The organism is Arthrobacter sp. Br18, from assembly GCF_000520555.1.
Taxonomy (GTDB): Bacteria; Actinomycetota; Actinomycetes; order Actinomycetales; family Micrococcaceae; genus Arthrobacter_D.
Genome location: NZ_KI914846.1, coordinates 74896 through 86946, shown reverse-complemented (window position 1 = coordinate 86946; position 12051 = coordinate 74896). Strand labels below are relative to the sequence as shown.

General features: G+C 67.7%; 10 protein-coding genes. 7 read left to right on the top strand and 3 right to left on the bottom strand.

Going from position 1 to position 12051, the window contains the following annotated elements:
- The coding region (locus tag Y704_RS18675; RefSeq protein WP_035771412.1) for a PucR family transcriptional regulator ligand-binding domain-containing protein at positions 1-242 on the bottom strand (242 nt) is incomplete at its 3' end.
- 151 nt (positions 243-393) lie between these two features.
- On the opposite strand from Y704_RS18675, the gene Y704_RS0103140 reads away from it, so the two are divergent.
- Together Y704_RS0103140 and gabT are read left to right on the top strand one after the other, a co-directional pair.
- The gene (locus Y704_RS0103140; RefSeq protein ID WP_026549018.1) at positions 394-1824 is read left to right on the top strand and encodes a gamma-aminobutyraldehyde dehydrogenase; all 1431 of its coding nucleotides are present in this window, start codon (positions 394-396) and stop codon (positions 1822-1824) included.
- Between the two features lie 20 nt (positions 1825-1844).
- Entirely contained in the window at positions 1845-3242 is a 1398-nt protein-coding gene (gabT, locus tag Y704_RS0103135; protein ID WP_026549017.1) for a 4-aminobutyrate--2-oxoglutarate transaminase, read from the top strand.
- Positions 3243-3321: 79 nt separating this feature from the next.
- On the opposite strand, the gene Y704_RS18670 is transcribed toward gabT, so the two are convergent.
- On the bottom strand, positions 3322-3981 hold the full coding sequence (locus Y704_RS18670) for a TetR/AcrR family transcriptional regulator C-terminal domain-containing protein (protein WP_035771410.1): 660 nt from the start codon (positions 3979-3981) through the stop codon (positions 3322-3324).
- Positions 3982-4100: 119 nt separating this feature from the next.
- Here Y704_RS18670 and Y704_RS0103125 point away from each other — a divergent pair, with 119 nt between their 5' ends.
- The 3 genes from Y704_RS0103125 (at position 4101) to Y704_RS0103115 (ending at position 8029) form a co-directional block, all read left to right on the top strand.
- Positions 4101-5495 carry a flavin monoamine oxidase family protein gene (locus Y704_RS0103125; protein ID WP_026549016.1) on the top strand — a complete coding sequence of 465 codons (1395 nt, stop codon included), beginning with the start codon at positions 4101-4103 and terminating at the stop codon, positions 5493-5495.
- Between the two features lie 68 nt (positions 5496-5563).
- Entirely contained in the window at positions 5564-7084 is a 1521-nt protein-coding gene (locus Y704_RS0103120) for an APC family permease (protein ID WP_026549015.1), read from the top strand.
- Between the two features lie 102 nt (positions 7085-7186).
- Positions 7187-8029: a universal stress protein gene (locus Y704_RS0103115; RefSeq protein WP_026549014.1), complete on the top strand. Its 843-nt coding sequence runs from the start codon at positions 7187-7189 to the stop codon at positions 8027-8029.
- A 41-nt stretch (positions 8030-8070) separates the two neighbouring features.
- Here Y704_RS0103115 and rarD read toward each other — a convergent pair whose 3' ends face one another.
- Entirely contained in the window at positions 8071-9144 is a 1074-nt protein-coding gene (gene rarD / locus Y704_RS18665; protein WP_081747380.1) for an EamA family transporter RarD, read from the bottom strand.
- Between the two features lie 156 nt (positions 9145-9300).
- On the opposite strand from rarD, the gene Y704_RS0103105 reads away from it, so the two are divergent.
- A complete protein-coding gene (locus Y704_RS0103105) occupies positions 9301-10722 on the top strand; it encodes an FAD-dependent oxidoreductase (RefSeq protein WP_026549013.1) in 1422 nt (473 codons plus the stop codon).
- Positions 10723-10800: 78 nt separating this feature from the next.
- Positions 10801-12051, top strand: a 1251-nt coding sequence (locus Y704_RS0103100; protein ID WP_035771408.1) for a GAF domain-containing protein, incomplete at its 3' end; no start/stop codon positions are given.

Genomic DNA, 12051 nt, shown 5'->3' with positions numbered 1-12051 from the left:
CCGAACCCCACGGCGAGTGCGCCGGCCTGACGCACGCGGGTCACGAAGTTCCGCTGCGCTGCCGCGGTCTTCTGCCGGACACCGGTGGTCAGCACCACCTCCCCTCCGCTGAGGAACGGCAGCGGGTCCTCCAGCTCGGTGACGGCAACCCACTGCAGCGGAGTTTCCGGCAGTGGTACTCCGCCCTCGCGGTGGAGATCCAGGCCGGGGGTGGCCAGCAGTGAGCCGAGGGTGATAGCCATGGGTCAACCCTAAGCCCTCCCTGTGCTAGTGCACGACGGTTATGAAAAGTCGCTGTGCGGCTGTCCGTGGCTTCTGACCGCGGCGGAGCGTAGTGTTCCGGAAGATTCCCCAGCCGCCCGCCGGCTCCACTCCAATGAAAGGGACGCCCCCGTGGCCGATACTCTCAAGAATTTCGTCAACGGGCAGTTCGTCGCCGCGGCCGGTACCGAACTGCTGGACATCGTCAATCCCACCAACGGCGAAGTGGTGGCGCAGTCGCCCGTGTCGAACCAGGCCGACGTCGACGCCGCCATGGCGGCGGCGGCAACGGCCTTCCGGACCTGGAAGCACGTGACGCCAAGCCAGCGCCAGCTGATGCTGCTTCGGCTGGCCGACGCCCTTGAAGCGAACAGCGACGAGCTGGTCGAAGCTCAGCACCGCAACACCGGCCAGGTGCGTGCCATGATCGCCGCCGAGGAAGTCGCTGTCGGAGCAGACCAGCTGCGCTTCTTCGCCGGAGCTGCCCGCATCCTCGAAGGCAAGTCGGCAGGAGAGTACCTCGAGGGGCATACGTCCTACATCCGCCGCGAGCCCATCGGCGTCGTGGCGCAGGTGGCACCCTGGAACTACCCGCTCCTCATGGCCATCTGGAAGATCGGGCCGGCGCTCGCGGCCGGCAACACCGTGGTGCTCAAGCCGAGTGACACCACCCCCGAATCCACCCTCGTGCTGGCGCGGCTGACCCAGGACATCCTTCCCGCGGGCGTCCTCAACGTACTCCTCGGCACCGGGGAGACCGGAGCGGCGATGGTGGAGCACCGGACCCCGGGCCTGGTGTCCATCACCGGATCCGTCCGTGCGGGGATCGCCGTGGCGACCGGCGCAGCGAAGACGGTGAAGCGCGCGCACCTCGAGCTGGGAGGCAAGGCGCCGGCCGTCGTCTTCGCCGACGCGGATCTCGCAAAGACCGCGGAGGCCATCGCCGAGTTCGCCTTCTTCAACGCCGGTCAGGACTGCACCGCCATCACCCGCGTGCTCGTCCAGGACGCGGCGCACGACCAGCTGGTCGAGGCGATGGTCGCGCACACCAGAACGCTGAAGACCGGCAGCCCGGACGACGCCAACAACTACTTCGGGCCGCTGAACAACATCAACCACTTCAACGCCGTCAATGCGGTGATGGACGCCCTGCCCGCGCACTGCAGCATCGCGACGGGCGGCAAACGCGCGGGGGAGAAGGGATACTTCTTCGAACCGACCATCGTCACCGGAGCACGCCAGAACGATGACATCGTGCAGAAGGAGACCTTCGGTCCGATCATCACCGTGCAGTCCTTCGCCACGGAGGCCGAGGCAGTGGAGCTGGCCAACGACGTCGAGTTCGCGCTCGCATCCAGCGTCTGGACCACCGACCACGGAACGGCGATGCGGGTGTCGCGGGACCTCGATTTCGGCGCCGTCTGGATCAATACCCACATCATGCTCACGGCGGAGATGCCGCACGGCGGCTTCAAGAGCTCCGGCTACGGCAAGGACCTCTCCATGTACGGCGTGGAGGACTACACCCGCATCAAGCACGTCATGAGCGTGCTGGACGCCTAGGCAAGAAGGACATCACTTCCATGACAACACTTTCCTCCCCCGCCGCCCGCATTGCCGAGCCCGCATTCCGGCTTGAGCAAAAACGCAGGATCGTGGGCGAATTCCCCGGTCCCAGGTCGGCCCAGCTCGCGGCACGCCGCGCCGCAGTGGTCGCGAAGGGCGTCGCCTCGAGCGTGCCCGTGTACGCCGCCGACGCCGACGGCGGGATCGTCCGCGACGTCGACGGCAACTCCTTCATCGACCTCGGCGCGGGCATCGCGGTGACGAGCGTCGGTGCCTCCGATCCCGCCGTCGTGAACGCGGTCCGGGAGCAGGTGGGGCACTTCGCCCACACCTGCTTCATGGTCACCCCCTACGAGGGGTACATCGCCGTCGCCGAGCAGCTCGCCGAGCTGACCCCCGGCGATTTCGAGAAGCGCACAGTGCTGTTCAACTCGGGCGCGGAGGCCGTGGAGAACGCCGTCAAGGTGGCACGCCTGGCCACCGGGCGGAACGCCGTCGTCGCGTTCGACCACGCCTACCATGGCCGCACCAACCTCACGATGGCTCTCACCGCGAAGGCCATGCCGTACAAGGCCGGGCCCGACGGCGGCTTCGGCCCCTTCGCGTCCGAGATCTACCGGGTTCCCATGAGCTACCCGTTCCGCGAGGAGAACCCCTCCATCACGGGTGCGGAAGCCGCGCAGCGGGCCATCACGATGATCGAGAAGCAGATCGGCAGCGAATCCGTCGCCGCGATCATCATCGAGCCCGTGCAGGGCGAGGGTGGCTTCATCGTCCCCGCCGAGGGCTTCCTCCCGGCGCTCGCGGAATGGGCCAAAGCCCACGGGGTGGTGTTCATCGCCGATGAGGTGCAGTCGGGATTCTGCCGCACCGGCGAATGGTTCGCCGTGAACCACGAGGGCGTGGTGCCCGACATCATCACGATGGCCAAGGGCATTGCCGGGGGTATGCCGCTCTCGGCGATCACCGGTCGGGCGGACCTGCTCGACGCAGTCCACGCAGGAGGCCTCGGCGGCACCTTCGGCGGCAATCCCGTGGCCTGCGCCGCGGCGCTGGCAGCCATCGGCACCATGAAGGAGCTCGACCTCGCCGGGCGCGCACGCCACATCGAAAGCGTGGTCACCGAGCGTTTCACCGCGTTGCAGGCCGAGCTGGGGGAGCGCAGCATCATCGGCGAGCTCCGCGGGCGCGGCGCGATGCTCGCCATGGAGTTCGTGGTGCCGGGGACCCGAACCCCGAATCCCGAGGCCACCAAGGCTGTTGCAGCCCAGTGCCTGCGCGAGGGTGTCATCATCCTCACCTGCGGCACCTACGGCAACGTGATCCGGCTGCTGCCGCCGCTGGTCATCGGAGATGCGCTCCTCACCGACGGGCTCGACGTCCTCGAAGACGCCATCCGCTCGGTGGGGGCCTGACACTTCCCGAATGGACCCTGCGCACTTCCGGCGGGCCGGTACGCCTGCGGCCTCCAGAAGTGCGCAGGGTCCACGGAGCTCAGTCCGCCAACTGCTTGTCCAGGCCGGTGATGAGCCCCTCGAGGCCTGCCCGGAAGGCGGCGTCAGCGGCATTTCCACCCGATCCGGTGCTGCTGCGCACCGCCGAGGTGAAGAGGGGGAACTCCCCGGCGAGGGCTCCCGAGTCGAAGATGTCGCTGGGAGCCGAGACGTCGAGAGCTGAGCCGTAGATGAAGGACTCGAGCGCCACGATCGCCGGCACCACGCGATCCTCGGGCCAGCCGGCGGCAAGGAATCCGCGCGCCACCTCCTCATACATCCGCAGGGTGTCGGCCGCGTCGGTGACGGGCAGGACGGCGATCACGGGCACCAGCGGTGCGTGGCGGGCAAACACCCCGCGGTAGGACCAGGCCCAGCTGCGGACGGCGTCGGCCCACGGTTCGGTGGCGAAGGCGCTGAAGTCCACCATGGTCATCACGTGGTCCTGCAGCCAGCGCAGCACTTCCTGTTTCGAGGCGGCATGGTTGTACAGGGCCGACGGCGCCACCTTCAGGCGGCGCGCGAGGGCCGACATCGTCAGGCCGTCGTAACCGGCCTCATCGATCAGCTCCAGCGCAGCGCCGGTGATGCGGGTGCGGGACAGCACCCCCTGCGGCGGCCGTCCTGCCCGGCGCTGCGCATCCGGTCGCACTGTGCCCATGATCGTTGCTCCTTTTCCCCGAACTCTTCCCAGGTCCGCATTCTGGAACTATAGTAGGACGAAATAAATGAACGTCGTTCATTTAGTGAGATGGCTCATCTGTTGCAGGGAGAAGAACCGTGGACATTCGGGAGCGCGACGTCGTCGTGATCGGGGCAGGGCCGTCAGGATTGATGGCCGCCCGCAGGCTGGTGAAAGCCGGCCACTCGGTGGCGGTGCTCGAGGCACGCGGCCGTGTCGGTGGGCGCACCCACACCGACGTCGTGGGCGGAGCCGTCCTCGAGGTGGGCGGGCAATGGGTTTCGCCCGACCAGTCCGCGCTCATCGGCCTGCTGGATGAGCTGGGGATGGATACGTTCCCCCGGTACCGCGAGGGCGATTCGGTCTATATCGGGCCCGACGGCGAGGCGATCCGCTACAGCGGGGACATGTTCCCGGTCGATACGGGCACCCGCGAGGAGATGGAGCGGCTGATCGAGGTGATGGACCGGCTCGTCGGGGAGGCCGGGCCGGAAGCCCCCTGGAACCACCCCGATGCACGTGCCCTCGACACCGTCTCCTTCCACCATTGGCTGCGCCAGCAATCCAATGACGAGGAGGCGTGCAACAACATCGGGCTCTTCATCGCCGGCGGCATGCTGACCAAACCCGCGCACGCTTTCTCAACCCTGCAGGCCGTCCTCATGGCGGCCACCGCCGGATCGTTTTCGAACCTCGTCAACGAGAACTTCATCCTCGACCGCCGTGTCGTCGGTGGCATGCAATCGGTGTCGGAGCGCATGGCGGCGGACCTGGGCGACGACGTCGTCCTCAACGCTCCGGTGCGCACCCTGCGCTGGGGCGGGGTGGGCGCGGGCAGCGGGGTCGCTGCAATCTCGGACACCACCACGGTCCACGCGCGCTACGCCGTCATGGCAGTGCCGCCCAACCTCTACTCCCGGGTGTCCTACGAACCTCCACTGCCGCGGCGCCAGCACCAGATGCACCAGCACCAGTCGCTGGGGCTCGTCATCAAGGTCCACGCGGTCTATCCGACGCCGTTCTGGCGCGAGGAAGGGCTGTCGGGCACCGGGTTCAGCGCGGGCTCGATCGTGCAGGAGGTCTACGACAACTCGAACTTCGAGGACCCCCGGGGCACCCTCGTGGGGTTCGTCTCGGACGAGAAGGCCGATGCCATGTTCGAGCTCGAGCCGGGCGACCGCCGCGAGCGGATCCTTGGCTCGCTCGCCGGGTTCCTCGGCCCGGAGGCGCTCAATCCCGAGGTCTACTACGAGTCGGACTGGGCCTCCGAGGAGTGGACGCGCGGCGCCTATGCGTCGAGTTACGACCTCGGCGGGCTCCACCGGTACGGACGCGACCAGCGCACTCCCGTCGGGCCCATCTACTGGTCCTGCTCCGACATCGCCGCCGAAGGCTACCAGCACGTGGACGGCGCTATCCGCATGGGGCAAGTCACCGCGGAGGCGATCGTTCTCGCGCTCACTGAGGAATCGCTCCGAAGCCAGGGATCCTGACCGAGCCGTACACCTGCCAGACCCCCGAGGCCGTCCGGCGCGGGGCCCGATCGCAAAGAGGCGACTCCATGAGCACAGAAACAGAGTTACACATCGAAACCGGGCTGAGCAGGAAAGGGTTGAGCCCCGGCTCGGTGGGACTACTGGGCGCCGTCGTCATCGGCGTCTCCTGCATCGCATCGGCCTACACCCTCACTGCGGCCCTGGGACCCACGGTCGCCGAGGTCGGGGTGAACCTCCCGGCGATCTTCCTGGTCGGCTTCGTCCCCATGCTGCTCGTGGCCCTCGGCTACCGGGAGCTCAACAAGTCGATGCCCGACTCCGGGACGTCCTTCACCTGGGCAACACGGGCATTCGGGCCCTGGATCGGGTGGATGGGCGGGTGGGGACTCATCGCCGCGACGGTCATCGTGCTCTCGAACCTCGCCGCCGTCGCCGTCGACTTCTTCTACCTTCTGCTGTCGCAGGTCACGGGCAATGATGCCCTCGCCGACCTGACCCTCGACCTTCCGGTGAACATCGCCACCACGCTGGTCTTCATCGCACTCGCCTGCTGGGTGTCCTACCGGGGGATGGAGGCCACCAAGACCGTTCAGTACGTGCTGGTGACCTTCCAGGTCGTGGTGCTCGCGTGGTTCGCCGTCGCCGCGTTCATCCACCTCGCGAATGGCACCGCTTTCGACGCGACACCCATCAGCGCCGAGTGGTTCAACCCCTTCGCCGTCGGCTCCTTCTCCGCCTTCGCCGCGGGCGTCTCGCTCTCCATCTTCATCTATTGGGGCTGGGACGTCACCCTGACCATGAATGAGGAAACCACCAACCCGGAGAAGACGCCGGGGCGCGCAGGGGCCCTCACCATCGTGGTGATTATGGCCATCTACCTGGTCGTCGCACTCGCCACGCTCTCCTTCGCGGGCGCGGGGGAAGGCGAATTCGGTGCCGGCAATCCGGACAACCAGGAGAGCATCTTCGCGGCGCTCGCGGGTCCGGTCATGGGGCCTTTCGCCATTCTCATGTCGATGGCGGTCCTCAGCAGCTCTGCGGCGTCGCTGCAGTCCACCTTCGTCTCCCCGGCCCGCACCCTCCTGGCGATGGGCCACTACCAGGCATTGCCGGACAGGTTCGGCGGCGTCAGCAAGCGGCACCGGTCGCCCGGCTATGCCACCATCGCGGCGGCCGTGGCTGCCGCAGGCTTCTACATGGTCACGAGGATCGTCTCGGAGAACGCCCTGTGGGACACCATCACGGCTCTCGGCATGATGATCTGCTTCTACTACGGGATCACGGCGCTCGCGTGCGTCTGGTACTTCCGGACGATCGCGTTCAGCTCCGTGCGCAATCTCCTCCTCAAGTTCCTGGCCCCGCTGCTGGGCGGCGTGATCCTGATGGTGATGTTCGTCAAGACCGCGATCGACTCCATGGATCCGTCCTACGGCTCGGGATCCGAGCTCGGCGGCGTGGGCATGGTGTTCATTCTCGGTATCGGGGTGATCCTGTTGGGCGCTGTGCTGATGCTCGTCATGTCCCGGGTCAACCCGGCCTTCTTCCGCGGTGAGGTCCTGAAGACGGGGTCGGCTCCTGTGGGCTGACGCCGCCGGTTTGAGGCACCAGCCGACAGGCTAGAGTAGGTCGAGGCCGCGCCGGTTGCGGCTATTCCTCAGCGCCGGCAGTTCCGACCAGAAAGAGCACCTGTGCGATACGTCGTTGGCTACACCGATAATGACCGCGGGCAGGATGCCCTGGAACTGGCAGCGTCGCTGGCCCTCACGCAGGCCGCGGGCATCGATCTGGTGACGGTGCTCGACTGGCCGCAGGACGGCAGCGTCGCACCCGGGACGGGCCGGGCGACGGAAGCCCTCGAGCGCGCCGCGGCGAGCGTGCCGGGCGCCATCAACGTAACGGCGCAGGTGCGGCTTGCCGATTCTTTCGCCGCGGGCCTGCTGGAGGCAGCGGCGGAAAGAGAAGCCGGCCTCATCGTCATCGGAGCGTCGAGCAACGGACTGCTGCGCCGGTTCACCGTGGGCAGCGTGGCGAACGCGGTGCTGCATTCCTCACCACTGCCGGTGGCTCTTGCGCCGAGGGGCTACCGGCACCGGGACCGTTTCACTCGCATGTCCTGCGCCGTCGGGACCAGGACCGGCGCGGAAGCCGTGCTCGACGTCGCCGTGGAATCCGCCGCGCGGCGTGGACTGCCGCTCCGGCTGATCTCCCTCGTCGCACTCGACCAGCCCGACTCCGCCGACGAGGGTGAGGCCATCAATCAGGCCCACCGGCACGCGAACTCGGTGCTCGCCCGTGCTGTGGAGCAGTTGCCGCAGGGACACGACGCGTCGATTCTGGTGGCCCACGGGCGCACCATCGAGCAGGCCATCAATGACATCGAATGGGACGCCGGCGAACTGGTGATCGTCGGTTCGAGCCGCCTCGCGCAGCACAGCCAGCTGTTCCTCGGCTCGACGGCGAACAAGATGCTCCGCGCCCTGCCGGTTCCCATGGTCGTGGTGCCGAGGGACTGGAATCTCGTGGCCGCCTGAGCTGCGCCCGACCCGCCCTTCAGCAGTCAGCCCTTCAGCACTCAGCGCTTCAGGGAGGCGTCAGTCCCGGAGCGGGCGGAGTCCGCTGGAGACCCGCCGGCGTCCACTGCAGGATCTCCGCCGGAGCGGGCGGCGTCCGCTGCAGGTTCCTCCCCGGTGCGGGCTGAGGCCCCCCGGCCTCCCCTGCCCACGCGCGGCTGCCGCCGGACAGTGCGGAGCATGTCGATGGTCAGCAGCGCCAGGCCCGCCCACACGAGACTGAATCCCACCCAGCGCTCGACCGGCATCTCCTCACCGAAGACGAACAGTGCCAGCAGGAACTGCAGGACGGGCGCGAGGTACTGCAGCAGGCCGATGGTGGTGAGCGGCAGGCGCCGGGCTGCAGCGCCGAAGAAGATCAGCGGCACCGCGGTGATGACCCCCGATGCGGCCATGATCCAGAAATGTCCGCTGCCTTCGGTCAGCAGCGTCGCCGCGCCGGTGGATGAGAGCCACAGCATGACGCCGGCGGCGATGGGAGTGAGGACAGCAGTCTCGATGCTGAGGCTCGACACGGCGTCCACGCGGGACCCGACGCTCTTCTTCACGAAGCCGTAGAAGCCGAAGGAGAATGCGAGCGCCAGGGCGATCCAGGGCACGGAACCGTAGCCGATGGCGAGCACGACGACGGCCGTCAGGCCCATGCCGATCGCTGTCCACTGGAGCGGCCGCAGCTTCTCGCGCAGCACGATCACGCCGAGCAGCACCGAGACGATGGGGTTGATGAAGTAGCCCAGGGATGCCTCGATGGCCTGGCCGCTGGTCACACCGTAGGTATAGACGAGCCAGTTGACCGCGATCAGGAGCGCGGCGATCGTCAGGAGGCCGAGGATGCGCGGCGTTCGAACGGCCCTGGTCACCGGTCCCCAGGACTTCAGGACTGTCAGGAGGATGGTGCAGAACACCAGCGACCACAGCACCCGATTGGCCACGATCTCCACGGGACCCGCCGGCGCGAGGATGATGAAGTACAGCGGCAGCAGACCCCACAGGCCGTATGCCCCGATGCCGAAGAGGATGCCCAGCGAGTTCTCACTCCGGGCCGGGCGTCGGGCTCTCTGCGCTGTTCGACTCACGAGGTCGAGAACGGGGCCGGCGTGCCGTTTATTCCCCCAGCGAATTTCGCCCCGGCGGTTTAGTCCCTCATCCCGCCCTCCATTTAGAATAAGGAAACGTGCGCTTATGGGCGCAGGGCATACCTCGGAGCTTTTCCCACGGAAGAAGGCATATCAGTGTCTACCTCAGCTGCGGCCCGTCCGCTGCGGGTCGCGATCATCGGTGCGGGGCCGGCCGGTGTGTACGCCGCCGACATCCTGACGAAGTCCAACCAGGTCCAGGGCGGCGATTTCGAGGTCAGCATCGATCTCTTCGACCAGTACCCGGCGCCCTACGGCCTCATCCGGTACGGCGTCGCTCCCGACCACCCGAGGATCAAGGGGATCGTCAACGCGCTCCACAAGGTGCTCGATCGCGGCGACATCCGTTTCCTCGGCAACATCCATTACGGGCGGGACCTCACGCTCTCCGACTTCCGACGCTTCTATGACGCCGTCATCTTCGCTACGGGCGCCATCAAGGACGCGGACCTGTCCATTCCCGGCGTCGGCCTCGAGGGGTCCTTCGGGGGAGCCGACTTCGTGTCCTGGTACGACGGCCACCCCGACGTCGACCGGAACTGGCCGCTGGAGGCCCGGGAGATCGCCGTCATCGGCAACGGCAACGTGGCTCTCGACGTGGCCCGCATCCTGTCCAAGCACGCCGACGACCTCCTCACCACCGAGATCCCGGACAACGTCTACGAGGGACTCAGGGCATCGCCGGTGACCGACGTCCATGTCTTCGGCCGCCGCGGCCCGGCGCAGGTGAAATTCACCCCGCTCGAGCTCCGCGAGCTCTCGCACTCGCGCGACGTCGACATCGTGCTGTACCCCGAGGACTTCGACTTCGACGAAGCCTCCGAACAGCAGATCGCCAGCAACAACCAGACCAAGACGATGGTCAAGACCCTGACGAACTGGCTCGTCGAGGACGAACCGACCGGTGCCTCCCGCCGGCTGCACCTGCACTTCCTCCACACGCCGGTGGAGATCCTCGATTCCCCCGAAACCCCCGGAAAGGTCGCCGGCATCCGCTTCGAGCGGACCGAACTGACGGGGGAGGGTAGTGTGCGCGGCACCGGTGACTATCTTGATTACCCCGTGCATGCCGTGTATAGGGCCATCGGCTACTTCGGTTCCGAACTGCCCGAGGTCGGCTTCGACGAGAAGCGGGGCGTCATCCCGAACGAGGGCGGCCGTGTTCTCGACGAGGACGGCAACGCCGTGGCGGGCATCTATGCGACGGGGTGGATCAAGCGCGGCCCCGTCGGGCTGATCGGCCACACCAAGGGCGACGCCCTGGAGACCATCGGGTACCTGCTCGAGGACCGCCTCAACCTGCCCCCGGCGGAGGACCCGTCGAAGGATGCCATCATCGATCTCCTCGCGGCGCGCGGCGTGCAGCACACCACGTGGGAGGGCTGGCTGAAACTGGACGCCCACGAACTGAAATCGGGTGCCAACTTCGTGAACACGACCGGCAATGCCGAACTGGTGCGCGAAAGGGTGAAGCTGGTCCCACGGGATGCCATGGTGGCGGTCTCCCGGGGGGAGTAGCCTCCGCGGCCAATGCCGCTAGACTGTGATCCGTCCCACAGGAGAGCCGGCGGGACGGATTCCGAAGCGGAAGTGCCGATGATGCCATCCCGTTCGTCCAGTCCCGGGGAACTGACCTCCCGTTCCGTCCAGCAGCGCGCCTTCGCGGCCCACGAGGCCCTGGGGCAGGGCGACAGCCTTGACGGGAACCTGCGGAGGATCGTCCGTGATTCATGGTTGCGGTCCCTGACGCACCTTCCCGATCCCGGCGCCGTCGCCGCCAGAATTTTCTATTCCGAGGACGAGCTCGATGCCTACCGGCGGAACCATCCGCTGGCCGCCGTCATGCCCGTCATCAACCGGCTGCTGGTCCAGCCAAGCGTCGACAGCGGCCTTCTGGTGGCGGTGGGCGACGAGAACGGCCGCCTGCTGTGGGTCGACGGCGACCGGGAGCTGCGCCGGAGGGCCGAAGGGATGTTGTTCGTGGCGGGAGCGGACTGGTCCGAACCGGCAGTCGGGACCAGTGCGCCGGGCACAGCCCTTGCCCTCGGAACCAGTGTCCAGATTGCGGGCGCGGAGCATTTCAGTCCGCAGGTGCACCCCTGGAGCTGCACGGCCGTGCCCCTCCATGATCCGGATTCGGGAACGGTACTCGGGGTCGTCGACATCACGGGCGCCTCCGATGCCGTCGCCGCCAACACGCTGTCCCTTGTCGAGGCCACCGTAGCCGCCGCCGAGGCGCAGCTCAGCATCCACCGCCTCCAGAGCCGGCTGGCCAGCGCACGGCGCGCTCCGGCCTCCCAGCGATCCGGGGCACTGTACCGCGACAGCCTGCAGATCCTCGGCGCCGACCACGGGGTGGTGCATGTGGGCGGACAGTCCGTCCGGCTCAGCCTGCGGCACGCAGAGCTCCTGACCCTCCTGGCGCTCCACCCCGGAGGGGTCAGCGCGGACCAGCTCGCCCTGATGGCCTACCCCGAGCACGCCTCGGGGACTACGGTGCGGGCCGAGATGCTGCGCCTGCGCAAGGTCCTTGCCCGGCACGGCGGATCACTGGTTCCCTCATCACGCCCCTACCGCCTGCCCACGGAGCTCGTGGTCGACGCGGTACAGGTATTGAACTACCTGCAGCGGGGAGCGCACCGCCTCGCGCTCGGAATCTACCGGGGGCCGGTGCTGCCGCGCTCGCAGGCGCCCGCGATTCTCCGGCTGCGCAGTGAGATCAGCACGCTGCTGCGCGAAGCCGTCCTCAACGACGCCGCGCCCGACGTCCTGCTGCAGTACCTCCAGCTGCCCGAAGCCGAGTACGACGTCGAAGGGTGGGCTGCCGCGCTGAAGCTCCTGCCGCCG